The 22,239-nt window shown below is 40.9% G+C and carries 21 protein-coding genes; 16 read left to right on the forward strand and 5 right to left on the reverse strand.

Annotation, left to right across the window (positions count from 1 at the left end; genetic code table 11):
- Window positions 1-51 precede the first annotated feature (51 nt).
- A complete protein-coding gene (locus NSQ50_RS09335) occupies window positions 52-927 on the forward strand; it encodes an SDR family NAD(P)-dependent oxidoreductase (protein WP_076223324.1) in 876 nt (291 codons plus the stop codon).
- Window positions 928-1,263: 336 nt separating this feature from the next.
- Here the strand turns inward: NSQ50_RS09335 and NSQ50_RS09340 are convergent, their stop codons facing one another.
- Window positions 1,264-1,839: a TetR/AcrR family transcriptional regulator gene (locus NSQ50_RS09340; RefSeq protein WP_076098506.1), complete on the reverse strand. Its 576-nt coding sequence runs from the start codon at window positions 1,837-1,839 to the stop codon at window positions 1,264-1,266.
- A 192-nt stretch (window positions 1,840-2,031) separates the two neighbouring features.
- On the opposite strand from NSQ50_RS09340, the gene NSQ50_RS09345 reads away from it, so the two are divergent.
- On the forward strand, window positions 2,032-3,237 hold the full coding sequence (locus tag NSQ50_RS09345) for an MFS transporter (RefSeq protein WP_076098505.1): 1,206 nt from the start codon (window positions 2,032-2,034) through the stop codon (window positions 3,235-3,237).
- 106 nt (window positions 3,238-3,343) lie between these two features.
- Here NSQ50_RS09345 and NSQ50_RS09350 read toward each other — a convergent pair whose 3' ends face one another.
- A complete protein-coding gene (locus NSQ50_RS09350) occupies window positions 3,344-3,709 on the reverse strand; it encodes a VOC family protein (RefSeq protein WP_051491055.1) in 366 nt (121 codons plus the stop codon).
- Between the two features lie 209 nt (window positions 3,710-3,918).
- Here NSQ50_RS09350 and NSQ50_RS09355 point away from each other — a divergent pair, with 209 nt between their 5' ends.
- From NSQ50_RS09355 to NSQ50_RS09410, 12 genes are all read left to right on the forward strand, one after another.
- Complete coding sequence (locus NSQ50_RS09355; protein WP_038569704.1) at window positions 3,919-4,701, forward strand: helix-turn-helix domain-containing protein; 783 nt, start codon at window positions 3,919-3,921, stop codon at window positions 4,699-4,701.
- A gap of 209 nt (window positions 4,702-4,910) precedes the next feature.
- Window positions 4,911-6,692, forward strand: a complete 1,782-nt coding sequence (locus tag NSQ50_RS09360; protein WP_076107542.1) for a cache domain-containing sensor histidine kinase — start codon at window positions 4,911-4,913, stop codon at window positions 6,690-6,692.
- A gap of 5 nt (window positions 6,693-6,697) precedes the next feature.
- The gene (locus NSQ50_RS09365) at window positions 6,698-7,894 is read left to right on the forward strand and encodes a response regulator transcription factor (protein WP_038569708.1); all 1,197 of its coding nucleotides are present in this window, start codon (window positions 6,698-6,700) and stop codon (window positions 7,892-7,894) included.
- A gap of 29 nt (window positions 7,895-7,923) precedes the next feature.
- Window positions 7,924-9,204 carry an ABC transporter substrate-binding protein gene (locus NSQ50_RS09370; protein ID WP_052096917.1) on the forward strand — a complete coding sequence of 427 codons (1,281 nt, stop codon included), beginning with the start codon at window positions 7,924-7,926 and terminating at the stop codon, window positions 9,202-9,204.
- Window positions 9,205-9,339: 135 nt separating this feature from the next.
- On the forward strand, window positions 9,340-10,824 hold the full coding sequence (locus NSQ50_RS09375) for a glycoside hydrolase family 68 protein (RefSeq protein WP_036679414.1): 1,485 nt from the start codon (window positions 9,340-9,342) through the stop codon (window positions 10,822-10,824).
- Between the two features lie 103 nt (window positions 10,825-10,927).
- Complete coding sequence (locus NSQ50_RS09380; RefSeq protein WP_038574312.1) at window positions 10,928-12,469, forward strand: glycoside hydrolase family 32 protein; 1,542 nt, start codon at window positions 10,928-10,930, stop codon at window positions 12,467-12,469.
- A gap of 174 nt (window positions 12,470-12,643) precedes the next feature.
- Complete coding sequence (locus NSQ50_RS09385; protein WP_038569710.1) at window positions 12,644-13,222, forward strand: TetR/AcrR family transcriptional regulator; 579 nt, start codon at window positions 12,644-12,646, stop codon at window positions 13,220-13,222.
- Window positions 13,223-13,313: 91 nt separating this feature from the next.
- Entirely contained in the window at window positions 13,314-13,775 is a 462-nt protein-coding gene (locus NSQ50_RS09390; RefSeq protein ID WP_036679218.1) for an FMN-binding protein, read from the forward strand.
- Between the two features lie 21 nt (window positions 13,776-13,796).
- Window positions 13,797-14,318, forward strand: a complete 522-nt coding sequence (locus NSQ50_RS09395; RefSeq protein WP_052096919.1) for a flavodoxin family protein — start codon at window positions 13,797-13,799, stop codon at window positions 14,316-14,318.
- 143 nt (window positions 14,319-14,461) lie between these two features.
- Window positions 14,462-15,106, forward strand: a complete 645-nt coding sequence (locus tag NSQ50_RS09400) for a hypothetical protein (protein ID WP_036679224.1) — start codon at window positions 14,462-14,464, stop codon at window positions 15,104-15,106.
- Between the two features lie 493 nt (window positions 15,107-15,599).
- Window positions 15,600-16,334 (forward strand): WD40/YVTN/BNR-like repeat-containing protein, encoded by a 735-nt coding sequence (locus NSQ50_RS09405; RefSeq protein WP_036679227.1) that lies wholly within the window; start codon window positions 15,600-15,602, stop codon window positions 16,332-16,334.
- Between the two features lie 177 nt (window positions 16,335-16,511).
- Window positions 16,512-17,750 carry an RICIN domain-containing protein gene (locus NSQ50_RS09410; protein WP_036679228.1) on the forward strand — a complete coding sequence of 413 codons (1,239 nt, stop codon included), beginning with the start codon at window positions 16,512-16,514 and terminating at the stop codon, window positions 17,748-17,750.
- A gap of 16 nt (window positions 17,751-17,766) precedes the next feature.
- Here NSQ50_RS09410 and NSQ50_RS09415 read toward each other — a convergent pair whose 3' ends face one another.
- Together NSQ50_RS09415 and coaA are read right to left on the reverse strand one after the other, a co-directional pair.
- A complete protein-coding gene (locus NSQ50_RS09415) occupies window positions 17,767-18,720 on the reverse strand; it encodes a glycosyltransferase family 8 protein (protein ID WP_052096920.1) in 954 nt (317 codons plus the stop codon).
- A 166-nt stretch (window positions 18,721-18,886) separates the two neighbouring features.
- Window positions 18,887-19,822 carry a type I pantothenate kinase gene (gene coaA, locus NSQ50_RS09420; RefSeq protein WP_036679230.1) on the reverse strand — a complete coding sequence of 312 codons (936 nt, stop codon included), beginning with the start codon at window positions 19,820-19,822 and terminating at the stop codon, window positions 18,887-18,889.
- A gap of 180 nt (window positions 19,823-20,002) precedes the next feature.
- Between coaA and NSQ50_RS09425 the strand changes: the two genes are divergently transcribed.
- Both NSQ50_RS09425 and NSQ50_RS09430 read left to right on the forward strand, forming a co-directional pair.
- Window positions 20,003-21,094, forward strand: coding sequence for an alpha/beta hydrolase family protein (locus NSQ50_RS09425; protein ID WP_038569715.1), 1,092 nt, complete (start codon window positions 20,003-20,005; stop codon window positions 21,092-21,094).
- 60 nt (window positions 21,095-21,154) lie between these two features.
- Entirely contained in the window at window positions 21,155-21,805 is a 651-nt protein-coding gene (locus NSQ50_RS09430) for a suppressor of fused domain protein (protein ID WP_038569717.1), read from the forward strand.
- Window positions 21,806-21,837: 32 nt separating this feature from the next.
- Here NSQ50_RS09430 and NSQ50_RS09435 read toward each other — a convergent pair whose 3' ends face one another.
- Window positions 21,838-22,218 carry a VOC family protein gene (locus tag NSQ50_RS09435; RefSeq protein ID WP_076098496.1) on the reverse strand — a complete coding sequence of 127 codons (381 nt, stop codon included), beginning with the start codon at window positions 22,216-22,218 and terminating at the stop codon, window positions 21,838-21,840.
- Between the last annotated feature and the right edge of the window lie 21 nt (window positions 22,219-22,239).

Consider the following 22,239-nt stretch of genomic DNA (forward strand, 5'->3'; position numbering starts at 1 on the left):
CAAAATGAAATTGGCCCTTATGAATTCCTTATATAAAGGAGAATGTTGAAGATGACAAAGCCGATTATTGTAATTACTGGAGCTACAAGCGGTTTGGGACAACTCGTTGCACTTGAAATGGCTAAGCGAGGTGCCCATCTTGTTCTGACTGCAAGGAGTAATACGCGTTCGGAAGCAACTGAAAAAATGATAAAGGAGAGCGTACCAGCAGTCGAAATTAGTTTTTTTTACGGAGACTTATCCTCAATGAAGGATGTCACTAGGTTAGGACAAGAAATATCTAATGTTTTTCCGAAGATAGACGTGTTAATAAATAACGCAGGGCTTCATGGGTTTGAACAGCGGATAACTGCCGATGGATTCTCAGAAATGATGGCTGTGAACTATTTTGCACCATGGTTATTGACACATACCTTAGAGCATTCTTTGAGAGCAGCAGGAAGTGCAAAAATCATAAATGTTGCTTCAGAAGCTTCACGCCGGCATGGAGTGCTAAAGTTGCCAGAAGATTTGCTCAATACAGCTTCCTTTACTTACAGGGGATCATCTGAGATTTATGGGAAAACCAAACTGTTAAATATTATGTTTACCAGTGAGCTTGCACGTCGCTGGGCGGGAACGGGAATCAGCGTTCATGCATTGAATCCGGGTTTTAATGTTACAGGTCTCGGGCGTGAACTTTGGTTTTCTTCGATGCTTAAGCACTTATTGAATTTCTTTCGTATTGGCGATCCTCGTAAAGGAGCTGAGATCATTATTCGTTTAATGACCGATCCTAAATATCAAGAGAGCAGTGGGGGATATTTTAACGTTGGGACAGGCAATCCCATTGTACCCGTACAACCGGGAGGAGATAAGGTAATGGAAAATAAATTATGGAACGATACGGGAGACATTTTGCAGCAGAAAGGTTTCGTTGGAAATTGATTTAATTAGTGAAACTGAGCTCCTGTCCGTTCGAATCACCCACTTATGATCCTGCGGACTGTATAGCTCTTGTTTTCTATATTCGGTGCAATTAGTCGGGTGATCGGACCGTAGCGCACTTATTTCCTCTCCAGTAGCAGTATTTTGCTTTGAAAAGACTAAATAAGTGCGTAGGAGTCCGATAGCTTGGGAAAACGCCCCATAATCAGAAAATAAGAGCACCTCGGTCCTTTGTATCTCAACCTTCCGCCAGGCCGACCTTTTATAGTACTACGAGCAGAAATAGACCGCATCTCTGGTGAGAGAGGGCGGTCTATTTTTCCATTACCGTTCCCGTTAGTTACGTATTCCTTGAAAAGCGTACCTCACCAACTGCTGCACATAAGCATCGTCTATGGGTTGGCCGGTCACCAGCAAGCGGTAGAATATCGGCCCGTAAATAAGATCGGTAACTACTTCAATATCGAGATTATCCTTCAATTCCCCGCGCTGAACACCCCGTTCCATAAGCAGCCGTGCCTCAAGCCGACGAGGCTGGAAATATCGGGTCCGATAAGCTTCCGCCAAGCCTGAATCCATCTGTCCTTCGCCAATGATCTCCGTAATGATTTTACCCTCTCGACTAATCAGGAACCGGGATAAGTTCGTTGCATGCATGAGAATATCATCAAATACTGAACCTGTGTCAGGTACGGGCAGTCTGTCCGCAGCGGAGGATAGGAATCCATCCATCACCACGGCAGCCTTGTTAGGCCACCATTTATATATCGTAGCTTTGCTGACCTTGGCACGATCCGCTATTTTTTCCACCGTAACTGCTCCAAAACCATTTTCCAATAACAAATCATAGGATGCGGTAAGAATAGACTTCTCCGTCTCAACATTACGCGGACGCCCTCGTTTACTCTCCATCTGAAATCACCCTTTCATTAATCTGTTTCCAATCAAAATATAAACTATACGTTCAGTATACTAAAAAAACCTAAAAAAATAAATGACTATCACCTATTTACAAAACGATACGTTCAGTATATTATTTAAACATGAATTAGTGAACTGAACGTACAGTATTTAAATTATTAAGATAATCTGAGGAGGATTCACATGCAAAAAGAACAAGCGGTGAAAGAGAACCACATTTCAAGTTGGATGATGTTTATGTTAGCAGCCGCATGCGGGCTTATCGTAGCCAATCTTTATTATGCTCAAACCCTTGTTGGACCTATCAGTGTCTCGACAGGACTTTCTTCTACAGCCGCAGGCTTGATCGTCACTTTAACTCAAATCGGTTATGTTGTAGGTTTGTTATTTATCGTGCCGCTGAGTGACATTGTTGAGAATCGGCGCCTCACGATAATCACGTTAATGGTTGCAGTGGGTGCATTGCTGGTTGCAGCTTTCGCAGCTAATGCGCCTTTGTTCCTGACAGCATCTTTGTTTATAGGAACCGGTTCAGTGGTAGCCCAAATCCTGGTACCTTATGCCACCTATTTAGCGTCTGAAGAGCAGCGTGGGCGTGTGGTTGGTAATGTTATGAGTGGACTCTTACTAGGTATTATGTTTGCCCGGCCCGTGGCAAGCTTTATCACCAGCATCTGGGGATGGCAAGCCGTTTTTATTTTTTCAGCGGTCGTCATCACGTTGTTAGCCATTCTTCTGTCGCGATTTCTTCCTGAACGTAAACCTGCACCTTCGGTAAGCTATGGTAAATTAATTGTCTCTTTAGGCACCCTTTTAAAACAAACGCCTATATTGCGCCGACGTGCCTTATATCAAGCCTGTTTATTTGGAGCTTTTAGTCTCTTTTGGACGGTGGTTCCGTTGCGGTTGGCGGATGATTTTGGAATGTCGCAGCAAGGTATCGCATGGTTTGCTTTAGTAGGTGTTGGTGGGGCTGTAGCCGCGCCGATTGCTGGAAGACTGGCAGATAAAGGTTGGAGCAAATGGTTAACCGGGCTGGCCATGATCATTGCCACCTTGTCTTTTTTACTAATTCATCTTTTCCATAGCCACTCAACTTTTGCTCTCATTCTGCTCTTTATTTCCGCGATTACATTGGATATGGCCGTATCCGGAAATCTTGTACTCGGACAGCGTGTGATTTATTCATTGGGTAGTGAAGCGAGGGGGCGTCTTAATGGGATCTTTATGGCGATTTTCTTCGTGGGCGGAGCCGTTGGATCATCTTTGGGTGGTTGGGCTTATGCCTATGGGGGATGGACCTTCGCCTCACTCATCGGAGTGATCCTGCCGCTATTGGCTTTGGTTTACTTTTTCACTGAAAAAAGATCAACTAAAGCTGTTGAATAAAGCCTTGCTTTAAGAGTGGGGGTTAGGTTTTAAACGGCAGAATAGACCGCTACCTTTGGTTAGGGCGGTCTATTTCTTTTTGAGGTAATAACGCGCTTGATAAACGTTAGTTATGCTCCGCTAACTGCACCTCAAACCCGTCCGGGTCCAGGATATAAAAGAACCGCAGGTGGGGATTGGGGGCGATTGGTCCGCGCGCTACTGGGATACCTTGGCTTTTTAAACTCTCCATCGCTTCATCAAGTGACTCCACTTCGAAACCCACAGAAACGCCACATTCCGGTTTCAAAGCCGGGTCACTTCCCTGAATAAGCTCGATCTTGGGTTGCCCCTCCAGACCTAACATGACGATCTGTTTTCCACTGCTTTCAAATCTACGCTCAATGGGTAGCCCCAGTATCCGGTTATAAAAATGAAGGGAAGCCTCCAGATCGCGGACCCGAAGCGTAATCCAATTCATACTCAATTTCATGGTTTTATAGTCTCCTCTGATGAATATTCTATATCGTATATTATACGCTATCATCTTGCCCGGAAATAGGGAGAATGGGGAATCAAGAACGTTTAATGAGGATAAAAGCCCGCAAAATCAGCTGTGCAACCAGTGGTTGACAGTATGTAAGGGTAGATAGGTAGTCAATTACAGAACGTTATAATATGATGAGCATGAGGTGATGGCGAATGGACTTTGCAAATAAATTGCAAAGCTATAGGAAACAGAGAGGAATGTCCCAGGAGAACTTGGCGGAGGTGATTGGTGTTTCGCGGCAAGCCGTGTCTAAGTGGGAATCAGGTCAATCCTATCCCGAAATGGATAAGATGATTAGTTTAAGTGAATTATTTCACGTAAGTTTGGATCATCTGGTGAAGGATGCTTCAAGCGATACCAAAGCAGAGCATGTCGCAAGCCCCGTATATGTAGATCTGAATTCCTTGTTTCATTATGAGTACAAAAGTAAGAGAACATGCTTTGGAATTCCTCTGGTTCATATCCATATCGGACGGGGGCTATACGTTGCCAAAGGGGTTATTGCCATAGGTAATATTGCGATTGGTGCTGTATCTATTGGTATTGTTGCTTTGGGCGGATTATGTTTAGGTGCGCTTGCTTTAGGACTCATCAGTTTTGCAGGTCTGGCTCTAGGGCTTTTGTTAGCCGTTGGGGGCATTGCGGCGGGTACAATGGCCGTTGGTGGAATAGCATTGGGGATATTTGCTGTTGGAGGTTTAGCTGTAGGTATGTTCTCCTTGGGTGGTCTCTCTATCGCTTCCCATATTGCAATGGGTGGATATGCAAGCGGGCATATAGCTATAGGGGATACCGTAAAAGGTGCTTATACCTTTATTACTCAAGATAATAATTTCAACGACATCAAGGGGGAGGAGGTAAGAAAGTTAATTCAGCAAGAATATCCACATCTTTGGAAGCCCATTGTGCAGGGAATTATTTCAATCTTCAAATAGCTGATTAATTTGCGGAAATTTCTTAACGGTTGTTTCATATGGATATAATTTGGGTAATAAACGATTGGCGTTTGTCATATATGGATCCGGCAAAAATACTTGTTGCTCAGCAACAAGTATTTTGATTTTGTGTTGGATATTTGTGAAAATATAAAACCTGATATTAGATTTTTTGCTGAAAACCGAAATTTTTACAGAGGAGTATTTATTTGAAAAGCATTCATAAGCGCTTATTATTCTTGCTGCTTGTGTTTATAATTCTACCGTATTTTTTATCCGTGTTGTTGATCTATCGGCAGACGAAAGAGAATGTGGAACGACATGAACTTGAGAACAGCCAAGAGCAAATTCAGCAGGCGTCAGCCGATCTAGAGCAATATTTTGATGAAATCATTAATCTTCCATATATTTTATACCGAAATCCAGACTTATTCAGGGTGTTTGAAGAAGGGTTAGAAGAAGATTTTTATTTTAAGCAGCTTGAAATTAATAAGGGTATGACTAACTTCTATCTCATGAGGAGTGAAATTCGTCAGATCCGTTTATTCATAAACGAAGGGAAAAGCTCATTTACAGTTTATAATGCCATGTTAAGTTCCCGTAAAAGGAATCCGGATTTATTACAGCAAGCTTCCATTCAGAAGCTGATGAGCTCTAATAGCAATTATCTTATTGAAGCTCCGCATCTGATTGAGAACTATAACGATACCTCCATTATGCCTCCTTCGGATAAAACGATGGTCTTGACGGTTCATCACAAAATTGTGGATGTCCTAACGCAGGAATTTCTGGGCGTCATCACTATAGATATTGATTTGGACAAGATTGCTCATATCGCTAATCATTTTCTACAGAAAAATAAAGAGAGCGTGTGGCTTTCCGATGCGGAGGATCATGTCATTTACGCCAGTGATGAAACATGGATAGGCAAAACCGTTCCTGATGAACTGCAAAGGAAAATAAGTCCGGCACAGGCAGATACTAAATCTCCAGAAGGAGATATTGTGTTTACTAGAACATTGCAGGAACCGATAAAAGAGTGGCATTTTGCTAAGGTAACCCCGAGCTCTTTTTTATTTGAAGATGTAAGGAAAACCGCCTATACAAACATCATTGTAGGTGTGGTTGTAGGTGGACTGGGCTTGATAATGATAACAATCATTTCATATGGATTTACACGGCCGATAAAATTGCTTAGTCAAAAAGTCCAGCGCATCGAGGGGAGGAATATGAATGCCCCATTCGACGATATGCGGGAGGACGAAATCGGTATTCTAGAAAGACATATCAAGGAGATGATGAATCGGATCAACCGTCACATTGACCGGGAGTATAAGCTTGAGATAGAGAACAGGAAAAATCAGCATAGGGCGCTAAAGTCGCAGATCAATCCGCACTTTTTATTTAATTCTTTACAATCCATTGCAGCTGTTGCCCTACTCTCTGAATCTCCAAAAGTATATCAACTGATTACCTCTTTATCCAAAATGATGCGGTACTCGATTCGTGTGGATCAGAAGGCGACGGTTCAAAGCGAAGTGGATTATGTACAGGCTTATTTGAATCTTCAAGCGGAACGTTTTCAGACTGATTTTAGCTATTCCATTGATATACCTAAAGATATTTTTGATATTCCGGTTCCCAGTATGATCCTGCAGCCGCTCGTTGAGAACTTTTTTAAGCACTGTTATGACGAGGGCTATGAACAAGCTTACATCCATATTTATGGTGAAATACAAGGTGAATATTTGAATCTAGTCGTAGAAAATAACGGAAACAGCGTGACGGATGATGAACTTGAGGCATTAAAAAATAATCTCTACACACCGGTTAACGAAGGCAATCCTTCTTTTGCACATATCGGGTTAAAAAACATTCATGATCGCTTGGTTCTTCATTTCGATCACACAGCGGGAATCAAACTAGATTCGATGCAGGGACAAGGGTTCACTGTACGGCTAGTAATTCCACTCTACCTAAAGGAGAAGTAACGTTTATGAAAGCTCTTATTGTAGATGATGAGTCTAATGTTAGAAAAATCATCCGTTTTTTGGGACGGTGGGAACAATACGGGATTACCGAAGTGCTGGAAGCCAGAAATGGTCTCGAGGCTAAGGCGTTGATTGAGCAGAAATCTCCAGAGATCATAATGACAGATGTCAAAATGCCCAAAAATAGCGGGATGGAGTTAATCGAGTGGTTGGCTGCTAAAGACTATCCGGGAAAAGTGATTATGATTTCTGGGTTTGACGATTATTGTTTCATGCGTAAAGCGTTTAAGCTGGGATGCTTTGATTATTTGATGAAGCCAATTGAAGAGAAAATGCTGAATGAAACTTTAGAAGGGGCGTTGAGAGCCTGGGAACAAGAAGAGGGAGACCGTCGCAATATGGAGTCCGGATTTTATGAAGAGGTAAAAATGTTTCGCTTAAACAGGGAGATTACTGCTGCTTGTAACGGTGAAGCTTTTGATGAAGGCGAAATTGCCTCGGCTCTCCCACAGGCAGACATATACGACTTTACTATGATGTATTTTTACCAATCTCACTATTCGGAGCCATACGTTCAGCTTTTGACCGAAGAACTGGCTACACGGGAGTGGGGAAATGCATTTACGCTTCAAAATGATCCTAATGTCTGTGTGATTCTGTCCCTTCATGGACAGTTTTTCCCGATAGAGGAATGGATTACCCAGCATTTTGATATACCTGTTCGTTTGGTTAGCGGCCCTTCCCTCCAATCGCTCGCAGAGATATCGTTATCTTTTCAATCTGCACAAAGGTCTATGGCTGAACAAAATTTTAGAGCAATCCATCGTTTGGCGGATTTAGATGATGTTAGGCGTATGAATGATATTGTCGCATTTGTTGATGAGCATTATATGGAAGAGTTAAGTTTGGACAAATTATCCACCCGTTTTTTTCTGAGCCGAGAACATATCTCGCGGAGATTTAAGCAAGAAGTAGGGATGACTCTTACTAACTACGTCATTCATTTACGAATAAATCAAGCGAAACAGTGGTTACTGGAATCGGATGAAAAGATGTACTCGATTGCCTTAAAGCTAGGGTATCAAGATGAGATTTATTTCTCTAAGCTGTTCAAAAAAAACGTCGGTATGACGCCTGCTGAATATCGTAATTCACAGGGAGCAAGAGAAATAGACGCGGAAGTCAGGATAGCCAATACATAAGTTCATTGTTGAATGCATCTGGGGGAATTATGAAAATAAAAAGGGTTCAAATGATTATCGTGGGGTTGATTACGCTAACGCTTTCTTCATGTGGTGCGCATACACGTCCACTGAAGGAAGCGGATTTGAAGGTACCGGATAAGACAGTCACTTTGGAGGTACTGAATCCTAAAGTGGAAATTTCTATAGAATTCGAGCAGATGGTTAAGGAATATGAAAAGGAAAACCCGAATATTAACGTGGAAATTCTAACCTTTGGCGGAGGAGCTAACTACCTTGATGAGCTAAAGGCGAGGTTTGCGGCCAATGTTGGTCCGGATATTTTTCCAAATGGCGGTTATGAAGAAGCGAGGGCATGGAGTAGATATCTTGAAGATTTATCGGATCAACCCTGGGTGGAACAGGCTTATGACGAGGCGCTAGAACCGATGAAGATGGACGGGAAAATATACGGGATGCCGATCAATTTTGAAGGCTACGGTTTTATTTATAATAAGGATTTATTCGCAAAGGCTGGGGTTGATCCTCTCCCAACAACGTTTACGGAATTAAAAGAGGCGGCGAAAAAGCTGAAGGCTATAGGTGTGACTCCTTTTTCTGTTGGTTATTCAGATCATTGGTTTTTTGTACTCCTGTTGAATATTGCTATTGCCCAACAGGAGGAGCCGGATGCTTTTATTCAAGGGTTAAACAACGGAACACAATCTTTTCGAGAGAATAAGGAAGTTAAAGATGTCATTCGGATGCTGGATTTGACCGTACAATATGGTAACGAAAATTTTTTGACAACAGATTATAATTCGGAAGTTGAGTTATTTGCAACAGGGAGAACGGCGATTCTTAAACAAGGGAATTGGGTTCAGTCTAAAATTGATCAAATATCGCCGAATATGAATATCGGTTTTTTACCCATGCCTATTAATGATGGTGCCGAAAACAATGCGTTGCCAGTAGGGATATCTAATAATTGGGCTGTTAATAAAGAATCTTCGCCAGAAAAGAAAAAGGAAGCCAAAAAGTTTTTGAACTGGATGGTTTCCTCGGAAACAGGGAAAAAGTTCATGAAGGATCGCTTTCATTTTATTTCAGCTTTTAAAAATATAGAGACGGACCGTTCGGGAGCGCTAGTAAAAGATCTTATGCGATACGTCGATGAACAGAAAACTTTATCTTGGAATTGGTTCAAATTCCCTTCCAGAGCAAGAGAGGAGTTTGGCTATCTTATGCAAGCATATGTAGGAGAGCAAATCAATCGGGATCAATTGCTTCAGGAGCTTCAAAAATCGTGGGATACCTATGTGAAGCAATAAAACCAAATCAATATAGCCCTGTAAATGCATCAATTCACGACATACTCATAACGTCTACTCTTCATTAGAATTTAAAAGGGGAACAGCACAAAGGAAGATCGAAACCCAAATTTAAAGTATAAGAGGAGTTAGATGATGAATTTCAAGAAAATGATTAAACAAACAACAATCCTAACCTTTACAGCTGCTTTAATGTTAGGTGGAGCTACTCAAACCTTTGCGAAAGGAAATAACAAGCCGAACAAGCCGGAGTACAATGACTACGGTTTCTCTCATATCACTCGCGCTGACATGTTGAAATTACCCAAACAACAAAATAGTAATCAATTCCAAGTCCCAAAATTTGATGCTTCAACGATTAAGAACATTCCTGCAGCCGTTAAGTTCGATGAGAATGGAAACAAAATTGAAATGGATGTTTGGGATACTTGGCCGCTGCAAAATGCAGATGGAACTGTAGCAAGTTATAAGGGGTATCAAATTGTTTTTGGTCTGGCGGGCGACCCTAATAATGGATCAGACACATTTATTTATTTGTTCTATAAGAAAGAAGGAGACAACTCTATCAGCAGCTGGAAGAATGCCGGCCGGGTGTTTAAGGATAGTGACAAACTTGTACCTGATGATTATGTTTTAAACAATCAAGCCGAAGAATGGTCCGGTTCAGCAACCATGACATCTGATGGCAAAGTTCGCTTGTTCTACACCAATCGTCATCCTTGGGATCCAGATCGCGGATTTTACGGGAAACAAACTTTAACTACAGCTCAAATTAATGTCTCTGCCCCGGATGGGGATACCCTTAAGATTGATGGCGTAGAAGATATGAAATCCATCTATGACGGTAATCAAGGTGAAATTTATCAAAGTCTTGATATCACCGGTTTCAGCAAAGGCGATTACGACGATAATCATACCTTAAGAGATCCTCACTATGTGGAGGATAAAGGCCACAAGTATCTTGTGTTTGAAGCAAATACAGGGACAACTACGGGTTACCAGGGTGAAGAATCTCTCTTTAACAAAGCTTATTATGGTAATAGCAATGCCTTCTTCCAAGCGGAGAAAAAGAAATTACTAAGCAGTGCTGACAAAACATCTGCGGAAACCGCGAATGGTGCGCTCGGTATCATTGAATTAAATAATGATTATACATTCAAAAAAGAAATGAAGCCGCTACTTGCCTCCAATACCGTGACAGATGAAATTGAACGTGCGAACATATTTAAATTGAATGGCAAGTGGTATCTGTTCACAAGCTCAAGAGGTTCTAAAATGTTCATTGATGGCATTGATGATGAAGACATCTACATGCTCGGGTACGTATCTAATTCTTTAAACGGACCGTATAAACCATTAAATGGTACAGGACTTGTCCTCCATCAAGATCTTAATCCTTATGATATTACCTGGACTTATGCTCACTTTGCGATTCCGCAAGTGAAAGGGAATAATGTAGTCATCACAAGTTACATGACGAATAGAGGTTACTTTGGGGATCATCATTCCACTTTTGCCCCAAGCTTTGTGCTGAATATTAAAGGCTCCAAGACTTCAGTTGTACCGAACAGCATTTTGGAACAAGGGCAATTGACACTTAAAGGTAACAAACCGTATTAATTATTTACAAAGTAAATGCCAATGTAGTTGGCGTTTACTTTTCTTTTTATAAGCTAAGATTAGCAATGTGAAAAAAGCGAGGTATATTTTGAATAAGAAAAAAATGATAGGAATCACTATATTAATCCTTTGTTTAATTTGTATTGTGACAATAGTATTAGTAACTTATGGCGCTGGAGAGAAGAATAAGCCGGGGACCGACGTTCCTGATCATAAACCTACCACTCGGGCTAGCTATCATTTCACTGTACCTGAGCATTGGAAAAACGATCCGCAAAAACCCATTTATTTTGATGGTAAATATCATTACTATTATCTCTATAATGCTGATTACCCGGATGGAAATGGTACAGAATGGAGACATGCCACATCAACGGATTTGGTGAGCTGGACAGATGAAGGCGTTGCGATTCCAAAATATACAACACCCAATGGTGATCCCTGGTCAGGATCTGTTGTTGTTGACGATAGCAATACAGCAGGTTTTGGCGAAGGGGCAATTGTGGCGATTTTAACACAGCCCTCTGCAGAGGCGGGGAAGCAAGAACAATATTTATGGTTCAGTACGGATCGTGGGCTGACGTTTAAATCTTATAGTGATGATCCTATTTTGCCAAATCCGGGCACAGAAGATTTCAGAGATCCGAAGATAATATGGGATCAACATTCTCATAAATGGGTGATGACACTAGCCGAAGGTACGAAAGTAGGCTTTTACGAGTCTGACAATTTAAAGGATTGGCACTACACAAGCGGCTTCGAAACAGAAAATATCGGAATTGTGGAGTGTCCTGACTTCTATATGATGCGGGCGAATGATGGCACTTATAAATGGGTTCTTGGGGTCAGTGCAAATGGTAAGTCGATAGGTAAACCCAACACGTATGCCTACTGGACTGGAGATTTTAATGGGAATGAATTTATCACGGATTATCATGAACCACAGTGGCTAGATTATGGATTTGATTGGTATGGCGCTGTAACGTTTGAAGAGGGAAAGGATAAGGATCAATACAATCATCGATATGCTTTGGCCTGGATGAATAATTGGGATTACCCTCATGTTACCCCCAATCTTAACGAAGGTTTTAACGGAATGGATTCAATCGTGCGTCAAATAAAATTAACACGAGATGAAGAGCAATCGTATCAGTTAGTATCACAGCCCATCGAAGCATTAGATCAAATGGTAACTTCAACGGATTCCTTGCAAAAAATAAAAGTGAACGGCTCGTCAACACTTGATATCACAGGTGAAAATTACCAGCTCGATGCAGATCTATCTTGGTCAGAGATTACCAATGTAGGCTTAAGACTTCGTGAATCAGCAGATAAGACGCGCCATGTGGATGTAGGAGTGTTTGTTGAAGGACAATATTCTTATGTTAACAGAGCCTTTACTGGACAACCTGATAAGAGTGACAGATATCTTGAAAGCAAGGCCCCCTTTGATGTGAACAAGAAAAAAGTGCATCTGAAGATCCTTGTGGATAGAACAAGTATTGAAGTTTTTATAGATGATGGTGAAATTGTATTTTCTAATGAAATTTTCCCGGAAATAAATGATCAAGGCATTACCTTGTTTTCTGAAGGTGGCACCGCGATTTTTAATAATGTTGTAATTAAGCATTTTGGCAAAGATTAGAATGATTAGTCAGAATTTTTCTAATTCTTGCGCAATAAGAGGGCACTCCAACCTAATTTGGGTGATGCTATAGATGTTAATGCTTTTGGTGATCTATTTTTGCATTGACATACCAAGCTGTTAACACTATGATATGAATGAAAAAATAATTATTCATTCACGGAGAGGCGAAAAGTGGAAGACAAAAAAACAAAGATATACGAATGCGCGAAAGAGCTATTTAGCAATAAAGGCTTTAAAGATACTAATGTTTCTGGCATTACCAAAATGGCTGGAATAGCTGTAGGAAGTTTTTACAACTATTATCCCTCTAAGGAAAAGCTTTTTATGGATATTTTTTTAGAGGAAAATGAAAAGCTCAAAAAAAGCTGTATGCAATCGCTCGATATGAGCCAAAGCCCACTGGCAGTAATACGGCAGATGATGGCGCTTAATTTGGAAGGTATGATAGCCAACCCCATTCTTAAGGAATGGTATAACAAAAGTGTTTTCGCAAAAATCGAACAGTTGTACCGGGAAGAAACCAACATTCAGGTAAACGACTTCTTGTATGATAGCTTCCATGAAATCATTAAGCAGTGGCAAGCCGATGGTAAAATGCGCAGCGATATGGATAGTAAAATGATTATGATGATTTTCGCCGCTATGATTAATGTGGAAACCCACAAGGAAGAAATCGGGCTGGAGCACTTTCCACAACTTCTGGACAATATGCTGGAACTAATCATGAAGGGTTTGACAGACTGCCCCTAATACACTTATGGTGCAGTTTTTTTTTCTTGTAAAATGAATGAATAATTAAATATTCATTCGAAATTGAAATCCAAAGGAAGGAGGCAAGCAGGTGAGTAAGAGAAGAGGAAAAAAGCGAAAATTCAATAAATGGATTATTGTTCTCAGCATTCTATGCGTGATTACAGTCATAGGTTGGATAGGTGGTATTCTCTTGACTGCTCCGGGAAGGCATGAGGTTCAGCAGCTTACTATCAACGTCATAGATATACAGAATCTGCGGGAGGGTACCTATGTGGGGGAATACATTGGCATCAAAGATCATTCCAGAGATACCAAGGTGAGGGCAATAATATCTGCTGAACGGCTGACAGATATAAAAATACTCAAAGGTGCCTTGGACAAAACAGGGAACCCTGCTGAACTGAAGGATGGTCTAGGCATTGGTGATTTGTTTAGTCATGTGATTGAATCGCAGTCTCTTCAGGTGGACGTTATCAGCGGGGCAACGCTTACCTCTAAAATACATCTTAAGGCACTCGAAAATGCCCTACAGCAGGCGGAGACGAAATAATTCATTTTAAGGAGAATTTATATGAACATTGCAGTCATTTCGTATTCATTCACAGGTAATAATGAAGCATTAGCAAGGAGTGTGGCGAATGCGTTGTCGGCTGAACATATCCGAATCTCGGAAGCCAAACCCCGAACACACGGTAGGATTACCTTCGATATGATTTTTGACAGGATACCGTTGGTTCAACCGAAGCCTGAGCAAATAGGAAAATATGATATTATCCTATTTTTTGGACCGGTTTGGATGGGGAAAGTGGCCACACCGCTCCGTGCCTATTTAAAGGATTTGAAGAAAAATCCGCAAAAGTATGGTTACCTTTCAATCAGTGGCGGAGCTGACGGTCCAAATCCGAAGGTGCCAGGGGAGCTCAGAAAAAGAACTGGAGCAGATCCTGTTGTATTCATCGAGCAGCATATCGCAGATCTGATATCGGCAGATCACAAACCTGCACGTAAAGATACCTCAGCTTATAAGTTAAATGAGGGGGATATTAATCAATTAACTGGTAAAATAGTGAAGAAAGTAAGGGATATGATCTAGCTATTGAGCTCCAGCGAGACGAACAGAGAAACGGCAAAGCTGCCGTTTTTTTGTTTTCTCTGCAATCTGGTAGAAATTGTTCTATTATAAAGTGTTCGTTCAATTCGCTAGATGGTATGATAGGTATGGGAGGGAATTATAAAATGAACAATGAGACGACTAATGAAAATGAAATAACAAATGAGAATGAGGAAGTAAATGATAATACAGAAATGTCTGAAGAGGATATGGCACAGCTGCTAAAGGCTGTTCACCATAACGGCCTTGTAGCATTGAGAGTACACTTTAAAGATGTTGAAGGACAAGTATTGAACATGGAAGCCTACGGCCCTGTGTTTGTTTTTCACGTGAAAACTGAATTAGATCAGGTGTATTCCTGCGGATTTTTTCTGCGCGAGTTAATTGCAAGATTCCAGTCGGGTAAGGATCCGGCAGCATGGATGGCCTCATTCTTCGTTGAGCTGATGAAGATTGAGGGAGGCAAAACACTTCCAAAACCACCAGCAAGTGAAGAAGAAGCAAAAGGGATCATTGACAATGTGTTAGTTCCGCTTTGTATTGAGGAAATTACCCAAGAATTTGCTCCAGAAAAAGTGCATGTCGGGCTAGCTTGGAACGAGAAATTGGGACCAGTCTTCGAGGCTGGATTTCCAGCGATCACCGATGGGAATAACGTATGTGCATTCCCGCTTCATCTGTTGCTGACCCATTTGCAATTGAACCGGGATCCATCTGAGCTGCTTGTTCAGGGTATGTATAACATCCGCAGAGAACATGGATTGGAGTAAAACAGGCTCTGAGCCCTGACCATCCATAACCCAAAGAAACGGCAGAAATGCCGTTTCTTTTTCTTTTGACATTCAAAGAGTAGATCCTTGCTCAATGAATTCATTCATATCTACTATAGGCTGAGAACCTGCTGCTTGAAGGTTTCGTTCACTTCATCTTCGGACTGTATAGCGCTTATCTTTGCTTTTTAGCTCTATTTACCGAACTCGCGGACCGTATAGCCCTTATTGTCTGTTTATTGCCTATAAAAGTAGGAGGATTAGCTAAATAGTTGCATCTCAGTCCGTTAACAGAAGAATTCTCTTGAAAATGAACCAATAACGTCTCCTTGGTCCGATAGGACTTGGTGTAGCTGGATTATATAAAGAAACTGTAAATACTTTTCAGATATTTTAGGATAAAATTTCATTTACTGAATACGTTTGCGGACGAAGCTATATGCACAGCACCACTATACTTTTTTAGAAAAATAAACGAAGGCGTGGTAACAAGATGAAATATCTAGTTTCAATACTACTAATTGCTGCAGTGATAGCATCTGGTTGTTCCAATACCACTCCAATCCCTCATCCAACTTCTAATCAGGAAACTTCTCCTTCTCCTAATCCTAATCCAAATACAAATTTGAATGCTGATACTGATTCTCCAGATAACCGCAGAGAAGATACTGTGTTCCTCAACAAAAATATAGGTTGGAAAGCAGTCTATCATTTTCAAGGGATGTCACGCGAAGATATGGAGCTTTATGCAACTAGTGATGGGGGAGAGACTTGGAAGGAGATTGGGGATAGCTTACAAGCAGGAAGTACTCTTCCTAGCGGGGTGAAATCGGGACTTACTTTTGTTAATGAAAAAGAAGGCTGGATTACAACGAATGCTCCATGGGAGGGAAAGGTTGGTTTATATAAAACAATGGATGGTGGAGTTACCTGGAGTGAACAGACAGTCACAGTGCCGGGTGAGTTAGTAAACTCGCAAATCTATGCTTATCCTCCCCTCTTTCTTACGAAGGATCAAGGAATCTTAATTACTCGGCTCGTTGAAAAAGAACATACATTGTTATTTATAACGATAGACGGAGGACAACATTGGAAATCATTCCTTGACGATCATATGGATCAGTATGTTGGTATAGCATGGACGCTCTCTGAGAGTATGGCGACGGTGAAATACGCAGAGAAAACCTGGACATTAAGCATGCAGAACTATGGAAAATGGTCCCTTTAATCGAAATGTTGGCATATTGCGTTTAGAAAAGACGTACACATCAAATGAAGCGAGGCGTTAACCTGACTCCGGCTGTTATAGCTGTTTATGGGATAACGTTTTGTTTTATCCAATATTCGAAACCGGTTTCAAATGTGCGAGCGCGCCGCGCAATGAAATCAGTAGGAGGAAAAGACGATGTTACGAAAAGGAAAAATGTTAAGTCTATTTCTGCTGTTCACCCTCTTAATTGCTTGGGTACCTACAGGGAGTTCAAGCGCGGCATCAAGCTGGAATCTGGCATGGAGCGATGAATTTGATGGGAATTCTCTGAACACTAATAATTGGTCGGCGGAAATAGGTACGGGTAGCGGAGGTTGGGGAAACAATGAGCTTCAGTATTATACCAGTCGCCCGCAGAACCTGCAGGTAACAGGTGGGAATTTAGTGATTACTGCACAAAAGGAGTCGTACGGGGGGATGAATTATACCTCTGCACGGATCAAAACACAGGGACTCAAAAGCTTCACCTACGGAAAAATCGAAGCTAGAATCAAATTGCCTTCAGGACAGGGACTCTGGCCAGCATTTTGGATGCTTGGGGCGAATATTGATTCAGTGGGTTGGCCGAAATCTGGGGAAACGGACATTATGGAGCGTGTAAACAATAATGCTTTTGTTAATGGGACGGTACATTGGGATGCCAATGGGCATGCCGAGTACGGTCAGGTGTCTGGTAACCTCGATTTCTCACAGTACCATGTGTACAGCGTGGAATGGGATGCGAATTATATAAGATGGTTTGTAGACGGCAACCCATTTAATGCTTTTTATATTGAGAACGGAACCGGAAATACGGAGGAGTTCCAGAAACCTTTCTTCATCCTGCTAAACCTTGCCGTGGGTGGAAATTGGCCGGGAAGTCCAAATGCTTCAACTGCTTTCCCAGCTCAAATGCTGGTTGATTACGTACGTGTGTATCAGGCTGCGCCTACCTCAAGCATTGTTAGTGGTGGGATTTACACTTTAGCTGACAAGGCTAGTGGTAAGGTTCTGGACGTAGTGGATGTATCCACAGCAAGCGGGGCGAAAATGCAGCAATGGACCAATTACACTGCCAATAATCAGAAATTTAAAGTGGAGAGTACAGGCGACGGTTATTACAAGCTTACGGCAGTGCATAGTGGAAAAGTGTTGGATGTGCCAAACTCATCAACCGCGAGCGGTGTACAGCTGCAGCAGTGGGATGACAATGGTACCAACGCTCAGCGATGGAGCATTATTGATGTCGGAGGGGGCTATTATAAGCTTATTTCAAAAGTGAGCGGATTAGCCATGGATGTATCCGGAGCATCAACAGCCGATGGCGCAGCTGTCCAGCAGTGGACAGATAACGGGAGTGATGCTCAGAAATGGTTTTTTACGAAAGTGAACTAAAGAATGCCGCCCCATATCAAATGGGGCTTTTTCTAATCGGTCTAATCGGTCTAATTTGTTTTAAATCGGATAAAAAAATAGGGGTTAAGTTCAACTGAACAATTTTTATTTTCTGCTTGTTTCTTTTTCGGGTGAGGTGTGGTTTTAAAGGGCTGCTTTTCCGTTTTCTTCGTCTGATTTTGGCTCTAGTGATTCTCCAAGGGGTTAGCTTTAGGAATTGCTGATATAGGGATGAACCCGCGGAATCTTTATTCCAGCATTTATCATCTCCGGCAAAATGGATGATTTTGTTAGTGAAATCATGGTCCGGAATGTTTGTGTTGAACGAATTAAAACGGATATCAAGGGGGAGGTAATTCCCACCAAAAACCGCATTCAGAACATCCTGATCTGGCATGGTGACATCAGGAAAGGTACGTAGGAAGGTTAGCATTTCTTCGTACCAGTTGGTATTCTGGCGGATATTATGCAAAGAAAATAAAATCACTCCGGAATTAAAATAAAGCTCAGGATTTAATCCCTTAGCGCTCACAATATGAGCAACCTCTCTAATCCCTTGGTCCCAAATTGCGGCCAAATACTTGTCATCCAGTTCAACCTGCCATAATTCAGTTATGTCCATATTCACTAATACATCGCAGTCCAGATAGATGATTTTGTCCACGGGTATTAGTGCAGGAAGAAGCAATCGATACATACATGCCTGCGTCCATACATTAATGGAGTTAACATTGGCTAACACCTGAGTTAGATCATCGGGCATAGTGATTGAATAAAAGCTAAGGGTATGATTATGTTTTGTAGTTAATGCGCTAAGCCTGCGCTTATTAGTTTCACTTAAAGAAACATCATGTAAAATATGAATATGAATTGGGGAACTCGTATGATGAAAAATTGACGCTAGAACGACTCCGGCATGTTCAGCATATTTCCCATCCTTATCTTGAAAAGCCAAGGCGATATCGATCATTTGATTTATCCTCTCTTCACGTTTGTGTACGAATGTACCACAGTATACGTTCGCCTTGATCAGAGGACAGAGACATTAAACCCAGAATATTCACCCAATTTGATGTGAGCACCAAAAAAACCAAGTGCTGAATCTCAGCAACTTGGTCGGCTAAGGACTTCAATCTTTATTTTCGCAGCTTAATTCGATCTACGTGATGATTGTTGTCCTTATGCATTATAAGATCCGCACGATTTCGGGTGGGCAGAATATTTTGCTGCAAATTAACGTAGTTTATTTCTTTCCAGATCCGCTTTGAGATTTCAATAGATTCCTCTAGAGACAGCTGTGCATATTTTTTGAAATAAGATTGTTCATCTTGGAAGGCAGTATCTCTGAGCTTAATAAACCGATCAATGTACCATGTCTCGATATCGTTCACATCAGCATCCACATAAATAGAAAAATCAAAGAAATCAGATACAAAATAGTTAGGCATATTATGATTATTTGTAATCGCAGTCTGAAGAACATTTAAGCCCTCAACAATTAGAATATCCGGATTCTCAATCGTAATATATTCATCTGGCACAATATCATAAGTTAAGTGAGAGTATACAGGGCTTTGGACCCGCGGCACCCCAGACTTCACATCCGTTAAAAAAGAAATTAAACTACGCGTGTCGTAGCTTTCAGGAAAGCCCTTTTTCGTCATTATACCGCGCTTTTCCAGCTCTGCGTTGGGATGTAGAAACCCATCAGTCGTAACTAAATCTACCTTTGGATGGGAAGGTAATTGTGAGAGAAGTTTTTGTAGGAGTCTGGCCGTAGTGCTTTTGCCAACAGCGACACTTCCCGCGATGCCTATGATAAATGGACCTTTTTTTACATCATTGTTCAGAAAGTGATTTATAGATTCATTAAATTTATGAGCAGATAGAAGTTGCAGATTTAGCAGATTGGACAGAGGAAGATAGACCTCGTTAACATCCTCGCTGGAGATTTTTTCATTAATACTTTGGACTTCCATAAGTTCTTCTTCTGATAATTGGATAGCGGTGAAATCGCTTAGTTTTTTCCAATCCTCACGTAAATAAAGTGTATATGCTGAATTATTCACCATTAAATTTTCCACATCCCTGAAGTTTTTAGAGATTTCTTATGCACTTAGGTATTATAACCGTTCATACAGCTTCATTCCATTCATTGTAATCGACATTATTATGGACATTAAGGAGATTGCATTTCAGTAAATGGGAAAATCAATTAAAATATAGAATATTAGGAAGAATGGGGTGGAGCAATGGAAGTTTTTCGAAAAGTTGAATTATTGAAGGATTACACACGCACGGAAACGTTCCAAGAAGAGTCAGAGGGAAGGAAAATAGTTATAAGTATTTATTATCCGGATACAGAGGGTGTATTAAATAAAAACGCATCTGCAATGAAGTATATGGAGCTTTTCGGGCCCTGTGAACAACAGGCGAGAGAGCTTCTACAAGATATTGGCATGAATATGGAAATCATAAATACATTATCTACCTCAATCAGCGATCGAACCTTTCAAAGCAAATCCAAACGCTCCTATCCAGTCATCATCTATTCACCTGCATTAGGTTTAGATAGAGATATGTATATTTATAATATAGAAGCGTTGGCCAAGCAAGGTTTCATAGTGGTAACGGTCAGTGCTGCGTACGAAGCTATGTTTACTGTTTGCCCTAGTGGTGGATTTATTAATCAATCCGAAGCCATGAGGCAAATAAAAGCTACGGATTATACCGATTTACATAACTTAATCTCCATTCGAAAAAAAGATATTCAATACGTTCTGGATCACCTGTCCACGCTTAATTCTATGGATAAAGATGTGAAGGGCTTATTTGATATGAATAAGATTGGTATTATCGGCCATTCCATCGGCGGTGCTACTGCATTAGATTTAACTATGGAAGACGATAGAATTAAAGCTGCTATTTTATTAGATGCAAGCATGCACTTATATATTGAGAATGAAGAGAAGAACAATACTGTGCCGCTTCTTGTATTAAGGCAAAAGGCCTCGACCTTAGAATCCTTAAGTAATATATTACAGGAGAAACTGGCAAATGATTTCATCAAAGGACAAGAGGCGCTTTTTCAGAATTGGAACGGATATAAATCTTTTCTAAAAATACGAAATGCTACACATATGTCATTTAGCGATCTGCCCCTTTTTGAGGAAGGAGAGACTTTAAAACAAAGAACCTGTGAAATTCATACTTGCTTAAATGAGCTTATAAGTAAGTTCCTTTTGGAACATCTTTTAGATCAGGGGCAAGGTTATTCGGCATTAATTAGTAGTGTTCATAAAGATTTTTGTGAGATCCATGGTAGTGGAGAAGAAATTCTGTAAATTAGCAATAAACTCTCCTTTGTTTATACCGATAAACATATATAAGGGAGGGAATTATGAATGCATTCTGCTCAGTCTAATGAGAAAATATGTAATCATATTGAAAAATACATAGGTGTTATTGATAATGTTTTTAAAGAAATTATTTCAGGTGTTCTGTCGATAGATATTCTAATTCTTGATCCGACGCCTGAGCGGAACTTCTATACTTTAATTACTTCTGGAATGAGCGAATTACCGATGACGGTGCCAGAAGGTGCAGAAGAATATCAATATGCTGAAATAATGATTTGTCTCCCTCCTACCTGGAAGCTGTCGGATGAGGCGTTTAAGGATGAACGGAATTATTGGCCGATTCGGGCCCTGAAAACAATGGCTAGGTTTCCGCATGAATATAATACATGGCTTTATATGGGGCATACGCTTGTGAACGGTAATCCCGCCCAGCCTTATAGTGAGGATACAGGATTTCAAGGGATGTTCGTTTGGGTTCCAGATGTAAAAGATAAAGCCGGTTTCTTTAATTTAGAAATGACCCGTGAGAAAGTGGTGCACTTTTATACGTTAATTCCGCTCTATGGGGAGGAGTTAGATTATAAAATCAAGCATAGCGAGGAAGAGTTACTACACAAGTTAAATAAGATTGGGGTTACGGATGTTTTGGATCCTTCCCGTAAAAATAGTTGTAAGAAGTTATGGGGACTCTTTTAAATACAAGAAAAAACGGCTGAGAGCCGTTTTTTTTATTTTTTGATTCCAAAAGCAATCCAGCGACCATCTACATCTTCGATCACAAATTCTTTGTTATTATAATCGGTGTTTGATAAAGAACGAACAATATGAACACCGGCGGCTTCGAACTCCTTCTCCAACTCTTCTTGCTGCTTCGTAATGAAATAGGCATCGTATCCATAACCGTACAACTCTCGATTGGGAATGACCTTTTGTCCATGGGATTGCGTAAGGATAATCTCTGTATCGTCGCGATACAAACAAAGATGTGGTTCTTGTGTATCTAAATAGGGCACAGCTTTAAAACCTAAGTACTGGCTATAGAAGGCAGCAGTTTGCTCAATATTCAAGGTAGGGAAAATACTATGCGATTGTAAGAGCTTTTTGTCCACGAGTGAGGTCATCCTTTCAAA

Origin of the sequence: Paenibacillus sp. FSL R10-2788 (assembly GCF_038003885.1) — a bacterium.
Taxonomy (GTDB): Bacteria; Bacillota; Bacilli; order Paenibacillales; family Paenibacillaceae; genus Paenibacillus_AQ; species Paenibacillus_AQ odorifer.